This window comes from Vagococcus elongatus, from assembly GCF_003987645.1.
In the GTDB taxonomy this organism is placed as follows: domain Bacteria; phylum Bacillota; class Bacilli; order Lactobacillales; family Vagococcaceae; genus Vagococcus_A; species Vagococcus_A elongatus.
Genome location: NZ_NGKA01000002.1, coordinates 245,364 through 270,778, shown reverse-complemented (window position 1 = coordinate 270,778; position 25,415 = coordinate 245,364). Strand labels below are relative to the sequence as shown.

25 protein-coding genes and 2 tRNA genes are annotated in these 25,415 nt (G+C 38.9%); 26 read left to right on the top strand and 1 reads right to left on the bottom strand.

Annotation, left to right across the window (positions count from 1 at the left end):
- The first annotated feature begins 31 nt into the window (after positions 1 to 31).
- The 20 genes from CBF29_RS14100 (at position 32) to CBF29_RS02555 (ending at position 17,096) form a co-directional block, all read left to right on the top strand.
- On the top strand, positions 32 to 157 hold the full coding sequence (locus CBF29_RS14100; protein WP_281272903.1) for a hypothetical protein: 126 nt from the start codon (positions 32 to 34) through the stop codon (positions 155 to 157).
- An 8-nt stretch (positions 158 to 165) separates the two neighbouring features.
- Positions 166 to 336, top strand: coding sequence for a phage holin (locus CBF29_RS02645; RefSeq protein WP_170169965.1), 171 nt, complete (start codon positions 166 to 168; stop codon positions 334 to 336).
- Between the two features lie 122 nt (positions 337 to 458).
- Complete coding sequence (locus CBF29_RS02640) at positions 459 to 1,157, top strand: response regulator transcription factor (protein ID WP_126807000.1); 699 nt, start codon at positions 459 to 461, stop codon at positions 1,155 to 1,157.
- A complete protein-coding gene (locus tag CBF29_RS02635) occupies positions 1,132 to 3,318 on the top strand; it encodes a sensor histidine kinase (protein WP_126806997.1) in 2,187 nt (728 codons plus the stop codon). The genes CBF29_RS02640 and CBF29_RS02635 overlap by 26 nt, the downstream gene beginning before the upstream one ends.
- A 98-nt stretch (positions 3,319 to 3,416) precedes the next feature.
- A tRNA-Lys gene (locus CBF29_RS02630) sits at positions 3,417 to 3,489 on the top strand.
- A 220-nt stretch (positions 3,490 to 3,709) separates the two neighbouring features.
- Positions 3,710 to 4,240, top strand: coding sequence for a hypothetical protein (locus tag CBF29_RS02625; RefSeq protein ID WP_126806995.1), 531 nt, complete (start codon positions 3,710 to 3,712; stop codon positions 4,238 to 4,240).
- Positions 4,241 to 4,415: 175 nt separating this feature from the next.
- On the top strand, positions 4,416 to 5,306 hold the full coding sequence (locus CBF29_RS02620) for a diacylglycerol/lipid kinase family protein (RefSeq protein ID WP_245987230.1): 891 nt from the start codon (positions 4,416 to 4,418) through the stop codon (positions 5,304 to 5,306).
- A 149-nt stretch (positions 5,307 to 5,455) separates the two neighbouring features.
- A complete protein-coding gene (locus CBF29_RS02615; RefSeq protein ID WP_126806991.1) occupies positions 5,456 to 6,445 on the top strand; it encodes a LacI family DNA-binding transcriptional regulator in 990 nt (329 codons plus the stop codon).
- Between the two features lie 413 nt (positions 6,446 to 6,858).
- A complete protein-coding gene (locus CBF29_RS02610; protein WP_126806989.1) occupies positions 6,859 to 7,608 on the top strand; it encodes a sugar phosphate isomerase/epimerase family protein in 750 nt (249 codons plus the stop codon).
- Positions 7,601 to 7,846, top strand: coding sequence for a hypothetical protein (locus CBF29_RS02605; protein ID WP_126806987.1), 246 nt, complete (start codon positions 7,601 to 7,603; stop codon positions 7,844 to 7,846). The genes CBF29_RS02610 and CBF29_RS02605 overlap by 8 nt, the downstream gene beginning before the upstream one ends.
- A 15-nt stretch (positions 7,847 to 7,861) precedes the next feature.
- Positions 7,862 to 9,133 carry a gluconate:proton symporter gene (locus CBF29_RS02600; protein ID WP_126806985.1) on the top strand — a complete coding sequence of 424 codons (1,272 nt, stop codon included), beginning with the start codon at positions 7,862 to 7,864 and terminating at the stop codon, positions 9,131 to 9,133.
- 34 nt (positions 9,134 to 9,167) lie between these two features.
- Positions 9,168 to 10,124, top strand: a complete 957-nt coding sequence (locus CBF29_RS02595; protein WP_126806983.1) for a sugar kinase — start codon at positions 9,168 to 9,170, stop codon at positions 10,122 to 10,124.
- A gap of 1 nt (position 10,125) precedes the next feature.
- Complete coding sequence (locus CBF29_RS02590) at positions 10,126 to 10,752, top strand: orotidine 5'-phosphate decarboxylase / HUMPS family protein (protein ID WP_126806980.1); 627 nt, start codon at positions 10,126 to 10,128, stop codon at positions 10,750 to 10,752.
- Entirely contained in the window at positions 10,749 to 11,291 is a 543-nt protein-coding gene (hxlB, locus tag CBF29_RS02585; protein ID WP_126806978.1) for a 6-phospho-3-hexuloisomerase, read from the top strand. Before CBF29_RS02590 ends, hxlB begins: the two co-directional genes overlap by 4 nt.
- Before the next feature lie 448 nt (positions 11,292 to 11,739).
- Positions 11,740 to 12,204: a hypothetical protein gene (locus tag CBF29_RS02580; protein ID WP_126806976.1), complete on the top strand. Its 465-nt coding sequence runs from the start codon at positions 11,740 to 11,742 to the stop codon at positions 12,202 to 12,204.
- An 8-nt stretch (positions 12,205 to 12,212) separates the two neighbouring features.
- Positions 12,213 to 12,857, top strand: coding sequence for a response regulator transcription factor (locus CBF29_RS02575; protein WP_126806974.1), 645 nt, complete (start codon positions 12,213 to 12,215; stop codon positions 12,855 to 12,857).
- A gap of 2 nt (positions 12,858 to 12,859) precedes the next feature.
- A complete protein-coding gene (locus tag CBF29_RS02570) occupies positions 12,860 to 13,975 on the top strand; it encodes a sensor histidine kinase (RefSeq protein ID WP_126806972.1) in 1,116 nt (371 codons plus the stop codon).
- A 373-nt stretch (positions 13,976 to 14,348) separates the two neighbouring features.
- Positions 14,349 to 15,032 (top strand): response regulator transcription factor, encoded by a 684-nt coding sequence (locus CBF29_RS02565; protein ID WP_126806970.1) that lies wholly within the window; start codon positions 14,349 to 14,351, stop codon positions 15,030 to 15,032.
- Positions 15,025 to 16,140: a sensor histidine kinase gene (locus CBF29_RS02560; protein ID WP_126806968.1), complete on the top strand. Its 1,116-nt coding sequence runs from the start codon at positions 15,025 to 15,027 to the stop codon at positions 16,138 to 16,140. The genes CBF29_RS02565 and CBF29_RS02560 overlap by 8 nt, the downstream gene beginning before the upstream one ends.
- A gap of 77 nt (positions 16,141 to 16,217) precedes the next feature.
- The gene (locus CBF29_RS02555) at positions 16,218 to 17,096 is read left to right on the top strand and encodes a D-alanyl-D-alanine carboxypeptidase family protein (RefSeq protein ID WP_126806966.1); all 879 of its coding nucleotides are present in this window, start codon (positions 16,218 to 16,220) and stop codon (positions 17,094 to 17,096) included.
- Positions 17,097 to 17,491: 395 nt separating this feature from the next.
- On the opposite strand, the gene CBF29_RS02550 is transcribed toward CBF29_RS02555, so the two are convergent.
- A tRNA-Gly gene (locus CBF29_RS02550) sits at positions 17,492 to 17,562 on the bottom strand.
- Between the two features lie 497 nt (positions 17,563 to 18,059).
- Between CBF29_RS02550 and CBF29_RS02545 the strand changes: the two genes are divergently transcribed.
- The 6 genes from CBF29_RS02545 to ucpA all read left to right on the top strand — a co-directional run bounded on the left by CBF29_RS02545 (position 18,060) and on the right by ucpA (position 25,236).
- A complete protein-coding gene (locus CBF29_RS02545) occupies positions 18,060 to 18,641 on the top strand; it encodes an ANTAR domain-containing response regulator (RefSeq protein WP_126806964.1) in 582 nt (193 codons plus the stop codon).
- On the top strand, positions 18,638 to 20,053 hold the full coding sequence (locus tag CBF29_RS02540; RefSeq protein WP_126806962.1) for a sensor histidine kinase: 1,416 nt from the start codon (positions 18,638 to 18,640) through the stop codon (positions 20,051 to 20,053). The genes CBF29_RS02545 and CBF29_RS02540 overlap by 4 nt, the downstream gene beginning before the upstream one ends.
- A gap of 196 nt (positions 20,054 to 20,249) precedes the next feature.
- Positions 20,250 to 21,641, top strand: coding sequence for an aminomethyl-transferring glycine dehydrogenase subunit GcvPA (gene gcvPA / locus CBF29_RS02535; protein ID WP_126806960.1), 1,392 nt, complete (start codon positions 20,250 to 20,252; stop codon positions 21,639 to 21,641).
- Between the two features lie 30 nt (positions 21,642 to 21,671).
- Positions 21,672 to 23,231, top strand: coding sequence for an aminomethyl-transferring glycine dehydrogenase subunit GcvPB (gene gcvPB / locus CBF29_RS02530; protein WP_126806958.1), 1,560 nt, complete (start codon positions 21,672 to 21,674; stop codon positions 23,229 to 23,231).
- 69 nt (positions 23,232 to 23,300) lie between these two features.
- Positions 23,301 to 24,431: an ATP-NAD kinase family protein gene (locus tag CBF29_RS02525; protein WP_126806956.1), complete on the top strand. Its 1,131-nt coding sequence runs from the start codon at positions 23,301 to 23,303 to the stop codon at positions 24,429 to 24,431.
- Positions 24,432 to 24,444: 13 nt separating this feature from the next.
- A complete protein-coding gene (ucpA, locus tag CBF29_RS02520) occupies positions 24,445 to 25,236 on the top strand; it encodes an SDR family oxidoreductase UcpA (protein ID WP_126806954.1) in 792 nt (263 codons plus the stop codon).
- The last annotated feature ends 179 nt before the right edge of the window (positions 25,237 to 25,415 follow it).

Genomic DNA, 25,415 nt, shown 5'->3' with positions numbered 1-25,415 from the left:
GTGACATTTAAAAAAGAAAAGGAGTTTCACTATGAAAATCAACTGGGGGATTAAGAGAAAAAATAGACTGTTTATCCTAGCCATACTGGGAGCAGCTTTTTTAGTGGGTAAACTGGTCCTGCCTTTTTTAGACCGACACTATCTCACGCTCTTGTGAGCAGACCATTGACATATTTTTTTGACGTGATATCTTTGATTTTAATTGTCTTGGGAATAGTGATCGATCCGACGACGCGTGGAGTTTCAGATAGTAAAAGAGCACAAAAATATGTAACATTCGGTCAGCAATACGACTATAATGACTTGGAGAAAGAAGGAACTTGGAAAATTGGTTAAGCTTACGGATGATCAAGTTGATGGTTTTGAGAGTTTGAATATAAGAGATTTTTTACGACTATTTATGCCGCTGAAAAACAGGAGAGTTAAGGGCAGAAATAGTGATGATGAGGAGAGAGGAAATGGAAAAAGTAATATTAGTTGTGGATGATGACAAAGAAATCCGCGAAGGGGTTCGTATTTATTTGGAACAGGAAAATTATCAAGTATTGGAGGCTGAGGATGGGGTGGAAGCTTTGGAGATTTTATCTCATAAAGAAGTCCATCTAGTGATTTTGGATATTATGATGCCCAACTTGGATGGGACACTTACCACTTATAATATTAGAAAGGGAAACAACGTCCCGATACTTATGCTGAGTGCTAAAAATGAAGAAGTAGATAAAATCATGGGTTTGCAGATCGGTGCAGATGATTATTTGACAAAGCCCTTTAATCCGATGGAATTATTGGCTAGAGTGAAATCCCTTCTGCGTCGGTATATGAGTTTGGGTAACTACCAACAAGAAGAAAAACCTTTCCATATTCTCGAAGTTAACGGATTGATATTAGATAAACTGGAGAAAAAAGTCTTTGTCGAAGGACGGGAAGTAAAACTGACACCTACAGAATTTAAAATCACGGAGCTGCTGATGCAGTCTCCCGGCAGAGTTTTCTCGATTGATGAAATTTATGAATCTGTTTGGAAGGAGCCCAGCTTTAATTCTGACAATACGGTGTCTGTTCATATTCGGAAAATCCGTGAGAAAATCGAGGCATTTCCAAAGGAACCAAAATATTTGAAGGTGGTGTGGGGTGTTGGCTATAAAATTGAAAAATAACTATCTTTTATGGTTGTCTGCAGTCATTATATCTGTCAGTTTGACGGTGTTTGCAGTCTTATTTTTTCAGCTAAACCGAGTAACGCAGGAAAAAGATACAGATTGGGATATTTTCCATTCCGTTTCCCTTGTTTTCATGGAACAGGTATTGGCAGAAGATGGGGATTCGTCACTTTTACCAGAAAATATTTCCAAAGATCATATTCGCCTTTATCGTGAATACTATGGAGATTTGGACACACAGCTGGGAGATATTTCCCGCCAATATATGTCCAAAATAATAAAAGCAGAAGATCAGCAAGCAGTCAAAACTCTTGAGAAAGAACGAGATACTAAACTTCACGCCATCATCAATAATTTCAGTGACGATAAAATCGTTCAGGAGAAAATCTTTGATATTGAGAAGCAGTGGCTAGATAAATACGGGAATAAAGTTACAAAAGCGTTGACGGAAAAAACCAAAGAAATCGACATGAATTATTTTTACTACATCGTAAGGGACAACGGAGCTGTTCTGACGAATGTTTCGTCTTTAAAACAGGAAAAAAATCACCGAAAAATCAAGGAGTTTTTTGAGAAAGAAAGCGGTCAGGCGGTATATCAGAAAAAACTGACGACTTACTTTCCAGTGTATGAGCTAGGCATTGGGCAAGATGAATTGTTTGAGTATCTTTTTTCAGAATTTAATGAAGAGGTGACTGTGACTGTTGGGATGAAAAAAGAGGGTCCGACAATGTCTTTTATTAAGCAAGGAGAACAGAGGCAGCAAACGATTAAAATATTTCTATTTTTAAGCATCGTTGCTTTGCTGATAGGTTGTTTTTTTGCTTATAATTACATTAATGGAGCACAGGAGCGACCATCGAAGTACGTGGCTATTCTAAAAAAAATCCCATTAGATGGGAGCGTCCTCTTGACTGGGATGTTTAGCATATTTATGTTGTTTAGTCTCGGAAGATTGGATGTTTTAAGCTGGAATGATTCATTGTTGTCACTGGGAGGAGCTTTTCTTTTGTGGGCTGTCTTCCTATTATGGACAGTTTTTGCGCTCATCACCATCAAAGAACTGCTGACAGTTTTTCGTGAGGAGAAATGGACGGGAATCAAAAGAATAGCCGGGGAAACGCTGATGGCTAAAATTTGGAGAAGGACCTGTGTTTATTATCAGCGGTTACCTTTCCTTGTAGTCTTGATTTTAGTTATGCTGGGCATTTTTTCAATCGCCTATGTTTATGATAATTACCGTTACAGTGACCTTTACAATATTTCTTTCAAATTTTTGTTGCTATGCTTGTCTATTGTGGGCGTGCTGTTACTTTATCGTCATCAGAAATTTTATAAACAGGCTGCTCTCTTGACGGAACAATCAAAAAAAATACTGATGGCTCACGGGTCAACTGCTTCACCTTTAGAAAATCTGAAAGGGTTGGAAATCAATGTTACACAATTAGGTTTGATTTTGGACGAATATGAAAAATCTAGTCGACAAAATGAAGGGCTCAAACATGAGTTGTTGACCAATGTCAGTCATGATTTGCGGACACCATTGACCTCGTTGATTACTTATAGCCAACTGTTGCAAAAGTCAGATAATACGTTAGAAGAACAGGAAAAATATCGGAAAATCATCAGTGATAAATCACTTCGGATGAAACGCCTCATTGATAACTTGTTTGAAGTTACTAAGATGAACAACGGGGAAGTGTTGTTGAATAAATCCACAATCAATATGAAGCAACTGTTGGAACAGGCTATTGCGGAGTATGAGGAGATTTTTAAGGAGAAAAATCTCAAACTGATGTATTACAAACCACATGAGAGTATTGAAGCTTTGGCAGACGGGGATAAAATTTGGCGGGTGATGGACAACCTGTTCAGTAATGCGGCAAAATATACAATGTCTGACACAAGAATTCATCTGAAACTTCAACAGCAAGAGGATGAAATTTTACTGGAAATGAAAAATATTGCCAATTATGAATTAAATCAGGAAGCCAGCGGTCTAGTGGAACGTTTTCGCCGAGGGGATAATTCAAGGAACACTGAAGGGTTTGGTTTAGGTTTAGCTATCGCCAATTCGATTATTGAATTGCATCAAGGAACACTGCAGATTATAGTCGACGGGGATATGTTTAAGATTTTAATTTCCATACCGGTGTAATCAACAAAAACTCCCAAAAACAATTGGGAGTTTTTTTAAAATTTGGGTTTGACTATTTGCTTCGATAGGTATAAAATCTAAGAGTACTTGTTTTTTTCGGGCTGTTAGCTCAGTTGGTAGAGCAACGGACTCTTAATCCGTGGGTCGTGGGTTCGATCCCCCCACAGCCCATTGGGTGCCAAACCCACGAGAATGGTGTCATGTCGGCGTCTTAGGACGTTTCGAAGACGTGATACGCATTCTCTTTTTTTGTGTTTCAGGCACTTTGTAAAATTGGGCTGATAAAGATAATATCAAAAGATGTTGATTAGGAAGCTGACTTCTTGATTAGCCTCTTTTTTGTTATAATGATGATAAGGAGGAGAGATAAAGATGAGAAAGACGACTTACTATGTTGAAAAGACTAGAAAAAATCCTTATCTTAGCCGTTTCGTTAGTTGTTTTCACGATTGTCGCTTTTTTGTTTTTTACTCGAGCCCCTAAGGATAAAAACAACCTGAACACTGGAAAGCAAAGTTCTGACTGTAGGAGTGAAAGTTCAGTTGTTGAATCTTCTGAGACAACAGCCAGCACCTCTAAAAGTTCAATCAACAACGAGATGTCAGATTCGCAAAAGAGGCCGGATACTTCTAAAAGGATAAGTGGGTTTGTCGCCAGACAATATACGCTGGATGAAAAATCTGGAATGACTGAAGAATTTTTGACATGGGCCTCTGAACGGGCGATTATTGGCGGGATGGCAGTCAACTCTGCTTATTTTACTCATGGAGCCAGCGGAACGGGAGACTGGTATGCTGAAACGCCGGACGGTTTGGTTTTAGTTCAGCAGCAGCATCCGGAAGGCAGGCCAGGTTATGATTATTATTCGATTCATGAAGTAGGCGGTGTCATTTTTTTCAGAGGGAATACTCTCTATACTTAGCCAATAAGTCTAAACAGGAGCGACTGAGTTTAGAATCAGAAAAAATCGGCAAAAAGGCTGAAATAAATACTCTCAAAGCAAATAATAGTGACACATCTGTTTTGACTAGAGCGAAAATTACTTTTTTTAGTCATATAAGATTATTTGATATAATAAGATGGAACAGAAGAAGGCGGTGAGTCCAATTAAAAAATTTATCATTTATTTTAATAGCAGCGCTGGAAATAGCGAAAATAATAAAATAGCTGAACGGGTTCAAGAGATAATGTCAGAACATGGACATCTTACAGACATCTTGACTCGACCCACAGTGGAAAAGGCACTGAATGCGTTGAACATGCAAATTCCTCATTACGACGGTATCATAGCTATCGGCGGAGACGGTACTTTAAATGTCGTCGCTACCGCGTTTATTCAGGCAGGAAAAAGTATTCCTTTAGGTATCATTCCGGGAGGGACTATAAATAATTTTGCCCGACGCTGGAAAATTTCGCTAGATGTGGATAAAGCAGTGGAAACAATCCTGAAGGGACAAACGAAAAAAGTCGGCATCGGTGCCTGCAATAATCAGAAGGCGATTGTCAGTTCCTTTACGATTGGAGTGCTGGCAGATATTTCTAATGATGTACGTCAACAAGAGAAGAAAAAATTTGGCCTCATTGTTTACCCTCTAGCAGCGTTCAAAAAAATCGGCAGAAATAAATCCCATGCCGTCATATTGGAATCTGACCATAAAAAGGAAACCATGAAAACTTGGATTGCCTTGATTACGACTACAGATTCAGTCGGGGGGATCAAGTACTTGCCAGAAGATACGAACGGGTTTCATGTCAGCATCCTTCATGACATGGGCTTTAAAAAATTGACATCGTTCTTACGCTACGCATTTACCGGACACTTAAAAAAAGTGAAAAGTGTGACATATTTTGATTCTAAGCACATAAAATTAATCGCAAGTAATGAAGAAGATAAAATATATTCCCGAATCGACGGGGACGCCAGTTTAGCCTTGCCCTTGGATTTGGACTGGAAGAAGGACTTTTTGACCTTATTTGTTCCAGAATAAAAAATGATGATAAATCGAAAAGCTGCGATTGGCTGACGAAAGATTATTCACATGGGCATTAAGTGGTTTCTATACAGTATAAGTTGCCAATATCGCCAAAATTAAGGATAATGAAGAGGATAAGAAGATAAAGTCAAAGAGGGAATCCTATGAAAAAAAATGTCACAATTTCAGATGTGGCTGAACAAGCCGGCGTTTCAAAAACAACAGTCTCAAGATATTTGAATGGGCGATTCGGAAATATGTCGAAAGAAACAAAAGAGCGTATCAAAGAAGTCATTGCTGAGATGAATTATCGCCCTAGCAAACAGGCACAAGCATTAAAATCGAAAAGAAGTTACCTGATAGGTATTGTGGTGGCGGATATTTCTAATATGTATTCTTCGCTGTTATTAAAAGGTATCGGCGAAGTTTTAGGTAAAGCCGGCTATCAGATGATTATTATGGATGCGGCCAATTCAATTGAGCAAGAACGTGAACTGCTTGATAGATTGATTGATCAAAGTGTGGAGGGGGTAATTTTACAAGCCCTGTCCAGAGATGCCCATCATTACGATCATTTAAAGAAAGCTAATATCCCTCTGGTTTTGGTAGATAGAGATGTGGAACCTTCGATTTTTCCTTTGGTCACAACTGATAACGTCACAGCCACAAAAAAAATTGCAGAAGAGATACTTAGTAAAAACTATGAGCAGGTCGTCGTCGTCAGCGAACCGCTAAAAGATGTGATTACTAGAGAATTGCGGTATGAAGCGGTGAAAGAGGTCGTCATAGCTGCGAAGCGTAAACTCACTTTAATAGAGGCGACAGCAGAAACTAATTTGTCAGAAAGAATTTCTGAACTAATAGCATCCCCTTTAAAAACAGCTTTGTTTGCCTCTAATGGGAGAGTATTGATGGAGCTATTGACGATTTTAGTGAATGAACAGGTACCTATCCCCGAAGATATTGGAATCACAGGCTATGATGACTGGAACTTATCCGCTTTGGTAGGTCCGGGAATCACCAGTATCGAACAACAAACAAAAGTTATCGGTGAAGAAGCTGCAAACACAATGCTGGAATGTTTAAAAGCCGGGGCATACCCAGTGGAAACGAAAACCATCCCTGCAATCATTCAGTTGCGCAAGTCTTTATAATAGGTAGTTTATTAAACAAAAAAGTATTCAACGTAATCAGCCTACGTGAATACTTTTTATTTTTCACTTAAATTTTCTATCGTTATATATATTCCTTGGGTGCAATTAAAAAAAGAAACGGTGTTATTCATTTTTCGAACGTTACTTGCTGGCTGATAACTAGGGTGTGGGAGGTTAGTTTCTTCACCATAGCCCTCGTATCTGTAACGACGTCATTCATTTATTATTGTACTAAAAGAAAATTTTGAGAGTATTCTTCTTCTCTTAAGGTATTAGCGACATTCTTTTAATTTTGTGATGGTTATTTTTGTTGAAAAAATGTCTTTTAAAAGAAAGCGCTTGACATTTTTCGGAAACCGGTTTACCATGTAATTATAGAAACCGGTTAACCAACAAAAAGGAGGACGCATTAAATGGCAAATAATTTAGTATTGAATCTCTTAGTTTTTGATGACAAACGAAGAGAAGGCACATTACAAGCAGACATGATTCTTCACGGGATGACATTAGGGTTCAAAGCATTTGAAATTAGACGAGAATATTTTGAAGACATGACAAAAGAAATACCGATGATTAAAAAATTGGTTGATGAATTCAGTTTAGATTTATTTTACAGTGTTCCCGATGAAGTATTTGTCGATGGAAAAATTAATCCGAAATTGAAGGACTATCTGATAGAAGCTGATCAATTAGGTGTAAAACACATCAAGTGGAACATTGGAGACTTCGCTCATTTTTCAGGAGATATCAATGAACTAAAGGGTTTGACGCAAGAAGGAATCGCCATCAGTGTTGAAAATGATCAGACACAAACTTCTGGAAGAATTGAACCGATAGACGTGTTTATGGGAAAAGTGAAAGAAAACAAAATCAGTATCGGCTATGTTTATGATTTGGGAAACTGGCGATTTGTTGGTGAGGATGAGCATCGTGCAGCAGAATTATTAAATAAGTATGTTACTTATATTCATGTGAAAGATGTAAAAACTATTCAGGGGAAACCAACTGCTGCAGGCTTAGGAAAAGGGGAAATCCAATGGCAGAAAGTACTTGACATATTACCCCGTGACGTTCCAATTGCCATCGAGTATCCGACCGTGTCAGATGAGGAGATATTAGATGCGAAAGAACTTTTAGAAAAGGAGATCGAAAAAAATGGCTGATAAACAAACGAAAATTGATCCAGAAGCTTTTGCTTATCGTTTTATGGAAACAATCAAACATTCAGGAGATGCTGTAGAAGAGATGGAAAAAGCAGCCAAGGAATCACTGGCAGCGTACTTGACCGCATACTATATTGCGCAAAGATTCAATAATTTGGAAAATTCTTTTTTTGAAGAACAACAACATCACGATGTCTCAACGTATCAAAAAATTTTAAGTGAGTTAAATCAATATTAAAAAGGAGGGAAAACTGTGGCAAATGCATTGACAGGAATTTTATTAATTGCTACATTCGTTATTTTTATCGGTTATGCGATGAAAGGCGGTAACTTAACTGTTGGTTTCTTCGTCATGGCAGTGCTTTGGACCGTCATCGGCAGAGTTCCCTTCAATCAGGCAATCAAAGATATTTTCACTGAACCTGTATTGAATTATGGAAAAACAGCTGCTTATATTATTTTTGGGTCGTGGTTTGGTAGAGTGCTTGTTGACACTGGAATTGCTGGGAGTATTAGTCGGAGGACTGAAAAGGTTGGGAAAAAGAGTCCCATACTCGCTACGATACTGATTGCTCTTGTTATCGCTTTGATTTTTACTAGTTCTTATGGTGTCGGTTCAGCCATTGCTGTGGGAGTCATATTGTTCCCGATTATGTTTTCCATCGGTGTGCCAAAAAATATCGCAGTGACTATTTTTACGATGTCCATAGGTGCCGCGATGTATGTCAATAATGTGTTGTTTGTGCAATTTCAAGTTTTTTTCCCGGAAGTAGAGTGGGGAAGTCGCTATCAACGTTTTGGTTTTGTGGCGATGGGTGTGCAAATGGCAATCGTTATTCTTTTTATTCTCTTCAACTCTAAAAAAATCAAGAACGGGACACCGGTAATTGTTGAAGGTAGTTCATCGGCAGAAGTTAGTGATGTTTCTACGTTTACTTATGTGTTGCCTGTGTTGCCAGTGTTGCTTAGTATTTTTGCCAAATGGGACGCTGTTCCTGCGTTACTGCTTTCAATTATTATTGCTTTTTTAGCTACTGGAAACATGAAAAGTTATTTAAAATTTGTAACAATGATGAATGAGACAGCAAAGCATGCCATTAGTGATATTGCCGGACTTTTAATCATGCTGTTTGTTTTAACGATGTTTCAAGCGGCTGCGATTCATGCTATGTCAGGTTTTACGTCAGTATTTCAAGCAATCTTGCCGAGCAGTAAATTAGTACTTGTTATCATCATCGCAATAGTTGCTCCGCTTTCTTATTTCAGAGGGCCATTGATGCTTTACGGTGCCGGAGCTGCTGTGGCTGCTATCTTGATTGGGACAGGCATGTTTGATCAATACTTTTTATACGGTCTTTTAGTGGTACCTTCGATGATGGGTGTTTCTGCTTGTATCACACAGTCATGGAACTTATGGGCTGTTCAATATGCAGAGTTGGATACCAAAACATTTTTAGTCACTGGCTTACCTTGGGCTTGGGCAGCCACAGTCATTAATCTTTTTGCCGCATACTTTTTATTATAAAATTATTACTATAAACTAATTGGAGGAATTAATCATGAGTGAATTTTTAACAATTGGAGAACCGATTGCTTTGTTTGGTTCAGAAGAAGTGGACAAGAGTTTGAAGGATGCTAAATATTTTCAGAAGTTTCTTGCAGGTGCTGAAGTCAATGTGGCAGTGGGAGTTTCCCGGTATGGTCATAGTACACAATACATTACCGCATTAGGGGAGGACCCTTTTGGCGAATTTATCATTGACCAATTGAATGAAAATAATATCGGGACAGATTATATTACACAAACAGGGGACTACTGGACGGCTTTTCAGTTAAAGGAACGAGTGAGCACTGGCGACCCGAATATTTATTATTTTAGAAAAGGTTCAGCCGCAGCACACTTTGATGCAGCAATATTAGACGAGATTGATTTTTCTGATGTGAAATTTGCTCACTTGTCTGGGATATTTCCTGCAATTTCTAAAAATGCATTGGAAAGTTTCCGCTATTTTATTACGTTGTTGGAAAAAAATAATATCCGCACCACTTTCGATCCTAATTTAAGACCACAACTATGGGAAAGCACAGAGGTGATGGTTGAAACTATTAACGAGTTAGCCTCTCACGCTGACATTGTCTTGCCAGGAATCAATGAGGGTGAGATTCTAATGGGCAGTCGCGACCCTGAAGCTATTGCAGATTTTTATTTGGCTAATGGCGATAAAACTCAGATAGTCATCGTAAAATTAGGTGAAAAGGGTGCTTTTGTGAAAGAAAGAAATGGCAAGACCTTTACTGCTGAAGGTTTTACAGTAGAAAAAGTCGTGGATACTGTTGGAGCAGGAGATGGTTTTGCTGCTGGTCTTATCAGTGCGCTGATGGAAAATAAAACTTTGGAGGAAGCCGTAGTTCGTGCGAATGCTACAGGTGCGTTAGCAGTACAGACACCGGGGGACAATGATGGTTACCCAACACCGCAAGAGCTGGAGGTATTTTTAAAGGAGAATCAGGCATAATATGAAATTACAGGTAGCGATCGACCGGGTTTCTTTAGAAGACGCAATAATCTTGGCAGAAAAATTTAATGGCAAAACTGACATTGTTGAAATGGGCACCTCTTTAGTCAAAGATTATGGAAATTTGGCAATAGAAAAACTTAGTCAGACGTTAACACAGAGTGAGTTGTTAGTGGATATTAAGACGATGGATGAAGGGGAATATGAATTTAGGCAAGGTTACCGTTATGGAGGAGATTTGCTCACAGTTATGGGGGCGGCCTCCGTTGATACTATCGCCGCATGCTATCAGGTCAGTCAAGAAAAAAACAAGGAAATCATGATTGATTTGCTTGAGGTCACAAATGAAAAAATCGAACAATTAAAGCAATTTGACAAAGCGATTTTTTGTTTGCATCACTCCATTGACCGTAAAGACGCGTGGGATGCAACTGATAGTGTATCAAAGTTTAGAGAAGATTTTCCGGAAATCAAACATCTTGCGATTGCAGGCGGAATTAATCTGGATCAGGCAAAAAAATTAGCGGCAAAAAATTTAGTGGACATTGTTATTGTTGGTTCAAGTATTACCCAATCTGCTGACCCAGTAAAATCAATAGAAAACTTTATGGAGGCAATTAAATCATGAACACAATAAACCTAATGATGGATGAAATCAATGAAGTCATGGCCTTGGTGAATGAAGATGAACTGGATGAAGCATTGAAATATTTCCAAAAAGACAAAAGAATTTTTGTTACCGGTGCCGGGCGGAGCGGTTTTCAAGCTAAAGGATTCGCCATGCGTCTGATGCATATCGGCTATACAGATTTTGTTATGGGAGAAACCATCACGCCATCCATAAAAGAAGGAGACACTTGGATAGCTATTTCAGGATCCGGGACGACTAAAGGGATAGTCGATGACACTGAAAAGGCGAAAAAGTTAGGGCTGGCTGTGGTTGTTTTAACAAGTGACCTGTCCTCGCCTTTAGCCAAGCTCGCGGACCATGTCATAAAGGTGCCCGGTGCAACTAAGACTGGCGCAGGTATAAAATCGATGCAATTACTTTCCTCTTTATTTGACCAAACTGTCCACATCACTTTGGATGCTTTGACTTTAAAATTGGCACAACGGGACCAGACATCTAATCAGGACGCACTAGACAGTCATGTGAATGTAGAGTAGAAAGAGTAGAAATTTTAAGATAAAGCAGCGTGTGTTTTGCACTTGCGTTTAGTGAAATGACATAAATTTAGTAAACCTGTCTTCCCAAGATAAATACTTGGGAAGGCGGGTTTCTTTTATGGAGGAAGCCCGATGTTATTTGCTGGATTATTATTTTCAAATAGCGTGAACGTCAACTGAAGACTTTAAATGTTCTGTTTGTCACTAGGTCTATCTGCTATACTTTTAGCAAGGACTTTGACATGTAGGGATGGAAAGTAATGGTTGTATCTCTAAGACCATCAGACAAGCCAGATAGTTTATGTGTATGACGTTGTGACTTCAACTTGAGTACTTGATGTATATGGTTTGTTGTGAACTAACAGGAAAACGACTAAAAGATCTTCCTGTTAACAAGTTGGCAATATTTCTTCTTTATCATAGTGAGTAGAAGAAAGGATGGGTTAAAATGAAAAAATCTATGGCGGTCGCATTAGCAATAATTAGTTTTGGGAGTGTAGTATTATTTTTAGGTGGTATTTTTGGCACTCGTTATCTGTCTGAGAGAGCTTTTGCAAAAAATGATGTCACTGGTGGGATTGAAGCAGGGATTCCTCAAGAAAAAAAGACGGAAGATGCACAGCCGAAAGACTTTTATGCTATTTGGTTAGAAAGTCCGATTTTAGCCAAAAATGAAGAAAAAAAAGGCGGAGAAGTAATACTGAATCAAGCGGGAGAATATGCGTATTCTTTAGAATCTTTAGCGGCAGATACTGCGGCATTATCGAATGAAATCGATTCAGAGACGCCAATCATCGAAATATGTCAGAAATATAATGTTGATCCTGAGGGACAAATCAAAGATCTTACCGATAAAGCAATTGAAGATATTGAAAATGCTCTGGTTGGTCTTTCAACACATGGAGAAGAATGAGGTTTTTTATGAGTAATATTTTAATTGTTGAAGATGACCGGGCAATCAATCAATTGGTTATATCAGGGTTGAAAATAGCCGGGTTTCATTGCTTCCAAGCCTATTATGGCATGGAAGCTCTTCGTATTTATGAAAAAGAAGACATTGATTTGATTCTACTAGATATTAATCTGCCTGACAGTGATGGCTTTTCTTTGTTTAGAAGTTTTAAACATACGCCTATCATTTATTTAACGGCTCGAGACGGATTAGACGATCGGGTGAAAGGACTGAATTTAGGGGCAGAGGATTATATCGTAAAGCCTTTTGCATTACCAGAATTAATCGCCCGTGTCCAAGTTGTTTTGCGCAGATTTAATCAGGAAGAAAGTCTTTTTGTTCGAGATGAATTGAGAGTCGATTTAGGAAAACGGAAAGTGTGGCTTGCTGATTCTTCAGTGACTTTAACCTATCAAGAATTCGAGTTGTTGGCAGTGTTGATACGACATAAAAACCTTGCGCTGACACGTGAGCAATTAATAGACTTGGCCTGGGGGTTTGATTATGCAGGGGATGAGCGGACGGTCGATGTTCACATCCAGCGTTTGCGTAAAAAATTAGAGTTACATTCGTTAAAAACAGTCTATAAATTAGGGTATCGATTGGAAGTGTAGAAATGCAGCTATGGAAGAAAAACTTTTTATTAGCCTCTGTGGTTTCCCAGTTATTGATTTTTGGCGGTCTTTTATTTTTCAATAGTTTCTTTTTCCACCAAATGTTGAGGAAACAGTATTCTTATTTTTATCATAATCAACAAAATAGTGTTTCACAAGTCGATTTTTTGTTAGCTAACGATACGCCTGACACGCTGAAAGAATATATAAAAAAAATGAATCATCAGCAGGGGTTTTATTATCTCATCAACAAAGAAAATCAAATTATTTTTGACAATTTGCCTGAAGATAAACGTTTGTCCAAACAGAGTAACCAAGGGCCGGTAATTCAAAAAAAACAAAACGCCTATTTTTTGTCCCAAAGAATCAATTACGGAGATGATATTAAAGTGTCCTGTTTGCAAGACATCACATTTTTATATGAACAGCAAAACAAACAAGTGTTATTGAGTATTGTTTTTGGGTGTTTATTGTCAGCTGTCATTAGCATTTTTTTATACTGGCAAATGAAGAAAATTTATCGCCCCATCCAAAACCTTTCCCATGAATTACGAACCCCGTTGACATTGATTGCAGGGTATTCAGAGTTGTTATTCCGAACTAAGACAACAGAGCAGGAAAAAATCGAAATGAGCCAATCAATTTATAAAGAAACTGAACAATTAATGGCACTTATTTCCCAATTATTAATCATGGGGGATTTAAAAGAGGGAGAGATAAAAAAACAACGGCTATTATTTTCGGAAAGAGTCAATCGTTTGAAAGGGGAATATCCGCAGCTTCAACTGGAAAGTTCCAAGGAAGAAGCTTTTTACGGTAATAAAATACTTATTGATCGATTGATAGTTAATTTGCTGGACAATGCTTCCCGTGCTAGTTCTGAGATAAAGGTAAAGATTCAGGGGTCTGAAATTATGATTGAAAATGACGGTCCGCATATTTCACCGGTAGTTTTAAAGAAACTGAACAGTGGGAAAGAGTTGTCACCAGACGAACATCACGGGTCAGGTAAAGGGTTCCGGCTTTGTCGTGAGATTATCTTTCTACATGAGGGGAAAATCACGCTGTATTCTCGACCGAATCACACGGAAGTAATCATATCTTTAAAGAAAGCATGAGTAGCGGAAAAGAATTGGCCGTTTAAAAACCTTAAAAGTCATGAGTTAACAAAGACGCTATTTATCATTTTTTAATCGCAGTTTAGTAACGTTATATCAGTCATGTCCCTTCGTGGTTTAAACTAATTAAACTGTTATCCCTTGCTTAAAAATACTTGGAAAGTTTGAATAATGTTCAAGATATGGCTATAATTTTGTCAGATAAAAGAAAAAAGCAGTTCATCATATAGAGTTAGCACGTCTAACGTGAGCACTCGATAATGTTTCCATCAAGAGGGCGGCATACTGTTTTTTATATGGGCTTGGTATGGAACAAGGTTGCTTCATATATTTGCTGCTGACGTTTATTATTGAAAGGGATGGGGGGACGTAAATGACAATTTTACTGGTGGAAGATGAAGAAAGTATTTCTAAATTGGTGTCAGTCTATTTGAAGAATGAAAATTATCCCGTGCAAGTGTGCCATACTGGAAAAGATGCGCTTGAGAAAATCGATCAGGAAGGCATTTCTTTAGCAATTTTAGATGTTATGCTGCCGGATATTAGCGGTTTTGAACTATGTCAGTATATTCGTGAAAAAGGTTTTACTTATCCAATCATTATGTTGACGGCCAAAGGGGAAGAATTAGACAAAATCACAGGGTTAACATTAGGAGCAGATGATTATGTGACGAAGCCGTTCAAACCGCTGGAGTTAGTAGCAAGAGTAAAAGCACAGTTGCGCAGAGTCCATGCTTACAATCTTCAAGCAGAGCCGAAATTGCTGACCGTGAAAGGGTTAGAAGTGGATATCGTAAAGCGCACGGTGATACTCAATGGGCAGCCAGTGAACTTAACGCCGAAGGAATATGATATCTTAGTATTACTTTTAGAAAATCGCGGGCAGGTTGTTACAACGGAAACACTGTTTCAAGAAGTTTGGCAGGAAAAATACTTTGAGACTTCCAGCAATACTGTGATGGTACATATCCGTCATTTAAGGGAAAAGTTAGGGGACACATCAGAACAGCGAGCCTATATTCAGACGGTTTGGGGAGTGGGGTATAAAATTGACTAATAAACTTTATAAGAAGATGCTAACTACTCTGTTTTTGATTACAGGAACTTTTGTATTGTTGATGATGCTTGTCAATCAAACATTTATCGGCAAGGCGCTGGGTAAGTTGATAGATGAAATGCTTGTAAGTTATTTCTATGATGAAACTGCGGGTATCGGTGTGAGCATAGTAGATTGGCCTCGTTTTAAAATGTTTTTTATTATCGTGGTAATAGTATTGTTATTGCTTATCAGCGGCATCACTTTTTTGGTCACCCGCAACACACTGAAAAAAGAATTAGGGGAGCTTGGCAAAGCTATACCTGAATTTATGAAAAAAGACGACAGGGAGTTGCTGGAGGAATATCCTGAGTTAGGCTATCCTCTGGTGGAAGTCAGAAACAATCATCAACTCGCAGAAGAATTATATCGTAAGGAAACTCAGCGGACGAAAGATATGATTACGTACTTGGCTCATGATTTAAAAACACCCTTAGCGTCGATGATTGGTTATTTAAATCTTCTGTGTGACATTCAAGATTTGCCGTTGGAGAAACGAGAAAAATATTTGGCGATTGCGTTAGAAAAAGGAGACCGGTTGGAAGAACTCATCAATGAATTGTTTGATGTGGTGCGGTTTGACTTAGACAGCATGGAACTTCACGTTAGGGACATTCCTGTTCAGCTTTTACTGGACCAGATGACAGAGGAATTTTATCCCATGCTTCAAGAAAAACAGCAGCGAGTCACTTTAGATGTTGCAGAAAATCTTGTGCTGACGGCCGATCCCGAAAAAATTGCCCGAGTGATTAATAATCTTTTGAAAAATGCTGTCTATTATGGACACGTCGGCAGTGAAATTATGATAGAAGCCAAACAATCTGCTGAGAATCGATTGATTATAAAAGTGAGCAACGAAGGAAATACGATTCCTGAAAAAGAGCTGGGCATGATTTTTGAAAAATTTTACCGTTTGGATAAATCCCGCAGCACTAAAAGCGGCGGCGGCGGCCTAGGTTTGGCTATTGCCAAAGAAATCGTCCATGCTCATCAAGGGACCATTACTGCGGAAAGTAAAGAGGGTCTGACAACATTTACTATTGAACTGCCAATTCTTAAGGAAACTTAAGAGTAATATAAGATTAATTTCAAACATTGCCTGCTCTTTCTTGGTTAACTAGTAGTTAAGAAGAGGAGGTTGTTTTTATGAAAAAATTAGTCGTTGCCCTTATCACGTTACTTGGAGTGACAGGCTTGCTGCTTGCTTTTCACGGGCGTTCTAAAAATGAAGTATCATTGTCGGGTATGACGAGTGATGCTATCATCCTGACAGATTTTGAGACGGGAGAAGTTCTTGCGGAAAAAAAATCTGATAAGAAAATTCAAATCGCTTCTTTGACTAAACTCATGACAGCTCTATGCGTCATTGAATCCACGGCAAATTTTAACGATACGGTGATACTTTCTGAAGAAAATTTAAATAGATTGGCAATGGAAGGGATGGCTGTCTCAGGATTTTCTGCCAATGATGCAGTCACTGTCAATGATTTATTATATGGGATGATGCTGCCATCTGGAGCAGATGCGGCGGAGGCGTTGGCATATTATGTGTCTGGCAGTCAGGATGATTTTGTGATGTTGATGAATAATAAAGCTAAAGAGTTGGGACTTACGAAAACACATTTTTCCAATGTAGTAGGATATGATAACAAGGGAAATTACTCCACTGCACAGGATCTCATGACTTTGTTGACATTTGCGCTGCAATCTCCGTTGTTCAAGGAAATTTTTATGACTCAGCAAAAAATCTCCCAGCCAACTATATTTTGTCCGGAAGGTGTACTTTTAGAAAGCACTCTGATAAAGTCGGGAGAACATTTAGGGTTTGATGGGGGGAATATCCTTGGGGGGAAAACAGGCTATACTAATAAGGCGGGGTTATGCCTGGCAAGTATGGCTGAAATTCAGGGACGATGGTATCTTTTGGTTAATTGCCATGCGGATGGGAGTCCGACGACCGAACCTGCCCACTTAATTGAAGCAAAGGAAATCTACCAAAGATTAGCAGCAAAAGAAGGCGTATAGTTTAATCTTTTTATATGTTTTCCGGTATTAGTAGAAATAGATCACTTTCTAAGAAGGGGAATGAAAACAAGCAGATGGGATGCTTGTTTTTCGCTTTACACTTTTACACAACTATATGGACTTTATCTCATTTAGAGCCATCTATGTTCACTATAAGCTCATCTAAAAAATAAAAACGAGGGACAGCCTGCAAGCTGTCCCTCGTTGACGTTATGGTTTAGATAGAAATTTTCTCTCAATAAAAATCGTTCAGAAATCTGAAAATAATCTTGAAATAAAGAGTTATATTTTTTGTAGATGCCTATTCGTAGATTTGCAAGGTTTATTTTTTGATGTCTGATTTCAGCTGTAGATGAGAAAAAGCTAACTGTTAACTAAGAAGTAGTAAGATATAAAGCGGGTGACGAGAATCGAACTCGCGACGACAGCTTGGGAAGCTGCAGTTTTACCACTAAACTACACCCGCATATAATAATGATTATAAAACTAAAAAAATGATTTTTCAAGAAGATAATTTGATAGATGGGGTTTAAAAGAAAACATCTGTAAAAATGTGCAGAAAACACTTGGATTGATACTACAATTTTATTGGTGATCATAAATATTTTTACTGTATGAACAAGGGGTACTTACTTATATTAGGAGCATATGATGTTAATCTACCAATGATTTATAATATTAGGATAAAGATTTTATAATATCCAAGTCTAGTTAAAATAATCGGAGCTTGTATGTGAAAAGAGATGACTAGTTCGTTTGGTTTAATATTAGAAATATTAATAAAACTTGTGAAAGTCTACATGTTAAGAGTTAGACTTTTTTACACTTCATAGCAAAAAGCCTACGTTAAAAACAATGGAAACGTTTTACATTTTATAAAATTAGTGCTAGTATGAAAATGAGATGGTGTGTCACTTCTGATTTTTTTGGATGCTGAAAAGTAATCAGAAAAGGTGAGAATTCATGATTAAATTATTGATTGCAGATGACGAAACTTTAATTAGGATGGATTTGAAAAGTGCTTTTAAAGGAAGTTGCTTCCAAGTGGTGGGAGAAGCCCAAGATGGTTTTTCAGCAATCAAATTATTTAAGCAATTTCGTCCCGAGGTTATTTTGATGGATGTCAAAATGCCAGTGATGAATGGTTTGGATGCTAGCAGGATTATTTTGGAGTTGGATGCATCGGTTAGTATTATCTTGTTGACGGCGTACTGTAATGAAGACTTAATGATAGAGGCTAGAAAAATCGGTTTTTCCGGCTACATTATGAAGCCGATTAATAGTTCAAATATCATACCCACCATTGAAATGATGCATCGTAATTTTAAAAATTATCATTCAGCTCAGTGTGCGTTGGAAAAAACGCAACGACGATTGGATAATCGTATCGTTATTGATAGAGCAAAGGGTATTCTAATGAAACAAAAACAATGTTCCGAAGATGAGGCTTATCAGGAAATTAAAAATGTCAGTAAGGAAAGAAATTTCCCCATGTCAGAGGTCGCTCAGCTGATTATTAGCAACGATCAGGTGAAAGTAACATGAGCGAAGTAAATGAAAAAGCGATATTTTCCATTTGTCAGACCCATACGAGACTTTCTGAGAGAGATATTCAGGAGATTATCGATGTTGCTTCTACTATCCAGCACATTGCGGATTTGACTAATGCAGATGTTTGCGTGGATTGTCTAACTAGAGAAGTAGACACGGCAGTCGTGGTGGCCCACGCTAAACCGGCAGCCGCCCCTTCCATTTATCATAAAGAAATTGTTGGTGAACTGGCACATCGCAAAAAAGAACCGGGAACACTTAGGACGATTGAGTTGGGACTTGCCTCCAAAGGGTTGAGAGCAATGACTCAGGAAGGCGTGTGGGTCCAACAAAATGCAGTTCCAATCATCAACAATCAACATCAAAGTATCGGAGCTATCGTGATTGAAACGCCAACGAGAGAAAATACAGTGGAACCTAGGGAAGCGTTGCCTAAATCTTTTGTTGAAGATTTTATGAAAGCCGAACAAAATTTAGGGCAATATTTGAATGATGCAGTAATTATTTTTGATGAAGACCAAAAAATTAACTACGTAAATAAAGCCGCTCAGAAATTATATGAAGCCCTAGGTTATAAAGAAAAATTAACGTCATTAACTTTTATTAATATCAGTTTAGGCAATTATTCGTTTTCAGCATTGGAGAAACTATCCCTGAAAAAGAAACCTTTGGATCAGAAAAACCCGCTGGTAGTGGAAGAAATTGAAATATCCGACCGAGTTTTATTATTGCGCTATTTCTATTTTAGCGGGTCATTGATTATGTTTATTATCGATAAAACAGAGCTTAAAACAAAAGAAAAAGAATTAATAGAAAAGACGGTGGCTCTTAAAGAAGTCAATCATAGAATAAAAAATAATATGCAAATTGTTGCAAGCTATCTTAACATACAGTCAAGAAAGATAAATGATACAACAGCAAAAGAAATTTTTATGGAGGCTGTCAATCAGATTTTATCGATGGCGTCTACCTATGATTTTTTATCAGCTAACAATTTTGAAGAAGTGGATATCACAGCTTTTCTTCGTCATTTGTTTAAAAAACTACAGTATGATTTAATTCATAATGTAGAATTGCAGATAGAAGGGGAATCTGTGATGATGCAGTCAGAGAAGGTTTCAATCATTGGAATGGCTGTCAATGAATTAGTGACCAATTCCCTAAAATATGCTTTCGAAGAAAAGGGCGAAACTTCTGGTTGCGGAAACACTGTTGTTATTCAAGTAGTTAAAAAGCAGTACACTTATATCACAGTATACGACAACGGCAATGGATTTAGTTATCAGCCAGATGACGAAAGCCTTTCTGGTCTGGAATTAACCCGACGGCTAGTTGAGGACAATTTGAACGGATTGTTGGAGGTTAGTTCTAATTCAAAAGGGACTGAGGCAGTAATTATTATCTAGAAAATGAAATAATTTATGAATAAAAAGCTAAAAAGCCGACGATAGGCGAATAATTTGTGCGATGCAGTGCAAATAAGCAGAACCATACCTTTATGGGATGTCTCTGTTTGTTTGCACTTTTTTGATGTTATCTTAGTTGAAAGGAGGGCAGTATTGTCATTGTTGTTGCTATAGAAAAACAAAGGAGGATTTTTGCATGAGCAAAAAATTTGTACATCCATATATACCGAATGGAGCTCCTGAACTGATGGAGCAAATGCTTAAGGAATTGAACATTTCCAGCTCAGAGGACATTTTTAAAGAAATACCTAAACATTTGCGTTTTCAAGGTCGAATGAATATCCCGGAGCCCAAATTATCTGAATATGAGTTGAAACGGCATGTGGAAGGCATTTTGAAAAAGAATCAGACAACTTCGGACAATTTAAGCTTTCTTGGCGGCGGCACGTGGGATCATTATGTGCCAGCGGTGTGTGATACGATCGGGCAAAGAGACGAATTTTTATCAGCCTATGTGGGGGATGCTTATTCCGATCATGGGAAGTATCAAGCGTTATTTGAATCATCTTCAATGATAGGCGATTTGCTAAAAATGGAGGCGGTAAGTACACCGACCTATGACTGGGCCAATGCTATTGGGATAGCGGCACGAATGGCATCGCGAATCAACGGGAGAAAAGAAGTGCTGGTAGCAGGGAGTATGAGTCCGTCCCGTTTTTCAGTAATAAACAACTACTTAAAACCTGAAATCAGTCTCATAAAGATAGCATTTGATAAGACTACAGGGTTGATGGATTTAGATGACTTAAAACGTAAGTTATCAGACAAAACTTCTTCTGTTTATTTTGAAAACCCGACCTATTTTGGACCGGTCGAGCATCAAGGAGAAAAAATAGCAGAAATGGCCCATGCGGTTGGAGCGGAAGTTATTGCTGGTGTGGATCCCTCTTCTTTGGGAGTCATGAAAGCACCTAGCGACTACGGTGTGGATATTTGTGTGGGAGATTTACAGCCTTTAGGCATTCATATGCAGTATGGTGGAGGTTTGTCGGGGTATATTGCTTCCAGAGATGAGGAAAAATATGTGGCAGAATATCCGACCCTGCTTTTTGGTGTCACTTCCACTCTGCAAGAAGGAGAGTATGGTTTTGGTCATGTGTTTTATGAGCGGACGTCTTATGCCAGTCGTGAGAAAGGGAAAGATTTCATTGGGACAACGACGTCGTTGTTTGGCATCATCGCCGGTGTGTATTTAGCTTTGATGGGACCTGAGGGAATGCGTGAACTGGGCGAAGGCATCATGCAGCGGGTAGCCTACGCTGTGGAACAAATTGATGCTATTCCTAATGTGAAGGTGCTTTACAAGGATAACTTCTTTAAAGAGTTTGTCATTGATTTCAATGAAACAGGGAAAACTGTGGAGACCATCCATAAAGCGCTGAAAACCATGGGGATTTTTGGCGGCATTGATTTGTCTTGTTCTCGTCAGTTCCCAGAGATGGGTGAGGCCGCCATTTACGCTATCACTGAAAAGATGACGAAAGAAGATATTGACCGCTTAGTTACGGCACTGAGAAAAGTGTGCTAGATGTCAATCAAGAGAGGAGACTTGAAAAATATGCCTAAAGGAAAAGCACGTAATAAATTTCAACAAGCGAGATGGGAAGAACCCATCATTCATGAATTGTCTAACAAAGGGGTAAGAGGTCTTATTCCGCCTAGAGTTGAAGCTGAAATTCAAGCAACAACTGGGAAAGTATTGGATAATTTAAAAACGATGAGACGGGAAGAGGCGCCCGAACTGCCAGAAGTTTCTCAAAAGACGGTACTATCTCACTGGCTTAGATTGTCACAGGAAACGATGGGATCTAATATCGGGAACGACATCAGTGAGGGAACTTGTACCATGAAGTATAATCCGAGAATCAACGAGGAGTTTGCCAGTAATCCGTTGTTTACAGACCTGCATCCGATGCAGGATGAGGATACAGTTCAAGGGATGTTGGAAATTTACTATAAATTCCAAAATTTCATGAAGGAAGTCTCAGGTTTGGATCATTGTTCATTGCAGCCGGGCGGGGGAAACCATGCTGTGTACACTGCAGCATCCATGATCAGGCAATATTGGTCTGACAGAGGAGCATTGGATACACGTGATGAGATTATCACCACGATCTTTTCCCATCCGTCCGATGCGGCTACGCCTGCCACTGCCGGATTTAAAATTATCACGATTTACCCAGATGAAAATGGTATCCCGGATATTGAAGCTATCAGAGCAGCAGCTTCAGAACGCACAGCAGCTATTTTTATGACTAATCCAGAAGACATTGGTATTTATAATCCAAGAGTGGACGAAGTGGTCAAAATTATTCATGATGTAGGTGGGCTGTGTTTCTACGATCAAGCGAATGCTAATGCATTTCTTGGCGTAGCAAGAGCAAGAGAAGCCGGATTTGATATGTGTCACTTTAATGTTCACAAGACTTTTGGAACTCCTCACGGCTGTTCTGGTCCAGGGACAGGAGCTTTCTGTTGTCTCGATAGAATGTACCCGTATATGCCAGTGCCTGTCGTTGATTTTGATAATGAAAAATATTTTCTTAATTATGACATTCCAAAAACAATTGGTCATGTCCGCGATTATGCCGGCGTTTCAGGGGTGGTATTAAAGGCTTACGCTTGGGTGATGAGTATGGGGCATGATTATATGCGTCAAGCTGCAGATGTTTCAGTAATCAATAACAACTATCTGGAAAAGCAGATTTTACAAATCAAGGGTATCACTAGTGCATTTCAAGATAATGGGATCACCAGACAGGAACAAGTTCGTTATAGTTTTGAAAAATTGAAAGAAGACACCGACGTTGGAACAGACGATGTGAATGCGAGAATTGTCGACTTCGGACTGCCGTCTTATTGGACTTCTCACCATCCTTGGGTAATTCCAGAACCGATGACTTTAGAGCCTTGTGAGACATATTCTTTAGATGACTTGAATGAGTATGTAGATGTTTTACGAAAAGTAGTAGATGAAGCTTACAGTGACCCTGAATTATTGAAAACAGCGCCTCATGCCTCGTCTTCTCACCGGAGGAACAAGCCGGAAGAATTGGATGACCCCGATAAATGGGCGCTTACTTGGCGGGCGTATCAAAGAAAACATTTAAGTAATTAATGCTAGGCGGAGAGATGAATTATACGTCATCTCTCCTGCTGCAGTATCTTTGATAGGGGGTAAAACCAGATGATTCAGAAAATCGGCTTAATTATCAACCCGGTCGCCGGTATCGGCGGCTCTGTTGGGTTAAAAGGCAGTGATGGAGAGGAGATACAAAAAAAAGCAATTGCTTTAGGAGCAGTCAAAAAAGCAAATATTAGAGCAGAGACGGCTTTGAAAGAACTTATCCCGTTCCAGGATGAGATCGAATTGTTTACTTATCCAGGGGATATGGGGGAAACTATTTGTAATAAATTAGGTTTCAAAGTAAAGGTCTTAGGAGATGCTGCAAAAGAAAAAACCACCGCGGAGGACACAAAACTTGCTGCTGCCGACATGAGAGAACAGGCAGTGGATATTATTTTATTTGCGGGCGGTGATGGTACCGCACGGGATATTTATACAGCAGTGGGAAATAACACTTTGGTTTTGGGGATACCGGCAGGGGTGAAAATCCATTCAGGCGTTTATGCTTTAAATCCGCGAAGCGCAGGAAAACTGATTGCCTTAATGATTCAGAACGATACTTTTGAAACTCAGGAAGCAGAAGTCATGGATATTGATGAAGATGCTTTTCGCCGGGGAATCGTGACTGCTAAACTGTACGGGTACCTAAAAGTGCCTTATGCCAAACATTATGTACAAAACATGAAATCAGGAGGGGTGGCAGGGGAGAAACTGACGCTGGAAAGAATCACGCACTATATCATCACAACGATGCTAGAAGATGTTTTGTATATTGTCGGTCCCGGGACGACCACAAGAGGAATTGCAGAAGAGTTGGGTTACGATAACACTTTGCTGGGAGTAGATTTGATTTACAATAAAAAAGTAATAAAAAATGATGCCAATGAAAAAGATGTTTTGTCATCCTTAGAACGCCATCCTCACGCTAAAATTATTGTAACGGTCATTGGGGGGCAAAATTATATTTTTGGCCGGGGGAATCAGCAAATAAGCGCAGAAGTAATCAAAAGAGTAGGGAAAGAAAACATTATCATTATCTCAACGCAGGATAAATTGAATATTAATTTTAATGTCCCGTTGATTGTGGATACGGGAAGTCCTGAAGTGGATGATTATCTGAAAGGGTACTACAGAATTGTCGTAGGTTATGAGGACATGATCATGTACAAAGTAGGAAATTATGATGACTGATAAGGAGCTTATCATGAAAAAACTAAATGGGAAAGTAGCATTAGTCACTGGCGGGGCAATGGGGAATGGTTTAGGTATTGCTAAAGTACTGGCAAAACATGGTGCTAAGGTGGCTATTGCTGATATTTCTCCAGAGTTGACTAGGACGATTGAAAAACTTAAGGCAGCACAGTATGATGTTTTTGGTGTTGAAATGGATGTGAGTGATACAGCAAGCGTGCAAAAAGGGGTAAAAGAAATCGTCGATTACTATGGTACCATTGATGTTTTAATGAATAATGCTGGCGTTATCCGTCTGGGGTCGCTGCTGGACACAACAGATGAAGAGCGTGATTTTCAATTTAACGTTAACATCAACGGTGTTTGGAATGTGACTAAAGCAGTTTTGCCTTTGATGATTGAAAAAAGAAGAGGACGTATTTGCAATATGTCCAGTGTGACCGGCACAATGGTTGCTGATCCGGGAGAGTGTGCTTATGCAACGACCAAAGCTGCTGTTCTTGGTTTTACCAAAGGGTTAGCTAGAGAAGTGGCGGAATACGGCATCACGGTTAATGCTATTTTACCGGGGTACATTGAGACGCCGATGGCAGAGCAAATCGCAAGGGAATCAACACCTGAAGATCCTAACTTGACTACTCAGGGGATTGTTGACGGTGTACCGCTAGGTCGTATGGGAAGGATTGAAGAAGTTGGTGATTTGGCTGCATTCTTATTAAGTGATGAAGCGGCTTATATCACTGGAACATCTGTGGTCATTGATGGCGGCAGTACATTACCTGAAACCATTTCTGTGGGGAAATAGTAAATCAGAAAAGAGAACTGCTTCCGCTAAAAAAAGATTGTAAGAGACTAATGCTAAATAAAAAGACATTGTCAAAATGTAACGACTCCAAAAGTCAGGTGGAACATCTGATTTTGGGGTCGATACAAAGGCAATGTCTTTTTTGATTTATTTCAAAAGCAGTGATTACTGGTAAGAAG

Excerpts from the sequence above, each read along its gene's own strand:
- CBF29_RS14100 (WP_281272903.1), top strand. The coding sequence starts at position 32 with ATGAAAATCAACTGGGGGATTAAGAGAAAAAATAGACTGTTTATCCTA.
- CBF29_RS02640 (WP_126807000.1), top strand. The coding sequence starts at position 459 with ATGGAAAAAGTAATATTAGTTGTGGATGATGACAAAGAAATCCGCGAA.
- CBF29_RS02625 (WP_126806995.1), top strand. The coding sequence starts at position 3,710 with ATGTTGAAAAGACTAGAAAAAATCCTTATCTTAGCCGTTTCGTTAGTT.
- CBF29_RS02615 (WP_126806991.1), top strand. The coding sequence starts at position 5,456 with ATGAAAAAAAATGTCACAATTTCAGATGTGGCTGAACAAGCCGGCGTT.
- CBF29_RS02610 (WP_126806989.1), top strand. The coding sequence starts at position 6,859 with ATGGCAAATAATTTAGTATTGAATCTCTTAGTTTTTGATGACAAACGA.
- CBF29_RS02605 (WP_126806987.1), top strand. The coding sequence starts at position 7,601 with ATGGCTGATAAACAAACGAAAATTGATCCAGAAGCTTTTGCTTATCGT.
- CBF29_RS02595 (WP_126806983.1), top strand. The coding sequence starts at position 9,168 with ATGAGTGAATTTTTAACAATTGGAGAACCGATTGCTTTGTTTGGTTCA.
- CBF29_RS02590 (WP_126806980.1), top strand. The coding sequence starts at position 10,126 with ATGAAATTACAGGTAGCGATCGACCGGGTTTCTTTAGAAGACGCAATA.
- hxlB (WP_126806978.1), top strand. The coding sequence starts at position 10,749 with ATGAACACAATAAACCTAATGATGGATGAAATCAATGAAGTCATGGCC.
- CBF29_RS02580 (WP_126806976.1), top strand. The coding sequence starts at position 11,740 with ATGAAAAAATCTATGGCGGTCGCATTAGCAATAATTAGTTTTGGGAGT.
- CBF29_RS02575 (WP_126806974.1), top strand. The coding sequence starts at position 12,213 with ATGAGTAATATTTTAATTGTTGAAGATGACCGGGCAATCAATCAATTG.
- CBF29_RS02570 (WP_126806972.1), top strand. The coding sequence starts at position 12,860 with ATGCAGCTATGGAAGAAAAACTTTTTATTAGCCTCTGTGGTTTCCCAG.
- CBF29_RS02565 (WP_126806970.1), top strand. The coding sequence starts at position 14,349 with ATGACAATTTTACTGGTGGAAGATGAAGAAAGTATTTCTAAATTGGTG.
- CBF29_RS02555 (WP_126806966.1), top strand. The coding sequence starts at position 16,218 with ATGAAAAAATTAGTCGTTGCCCTTATCACGTTACTTGGAGTGACAGGC.
- CBF29_RS02545 (WP_126806964.1), top strand. The coding sequence starts at position 18,060 with ATGATTAAATTATTGATTGCAGATGACGAAACTTTAATTAGGATGGAT.
- CBF29_RS02540 (WP_126806962.1), top strand. The coding sequence starts at position 18,638 with ATGAGCGAAGTAAATGAAAAAGCGATATTTTCCATTTGTCAGACCCAT.
- gcvPA (WP_126806960.1), top strand. The coding sequence starts at position 20,250 with ATGAGCAAAAAATTTGTACATCCATATATACCGAATGGAGCTCCTGAA.
- gcvPB (WP_126806958.1), top strand. The coding sequence starts at position 21,672 with ATGCCTAAAGGAAAAGCACGTAATAAATTTCAACAAGCGAGATGGGAA.
- CBF29_RS02525 (WP_126806956.1), top strand. The coding sequence starts at position 23,301 with ATGATTCAGAAAATCGGCTTAATTATCAACCCGGTCGCCGGTATCGGC.
- ucpA (WP_126806954.1), top strand. The coding sequence starts at position 24,445 with ATGAAAAAACTAAATGGGAAAGTAGCATTAGTCACTGGCGGGGCAATG.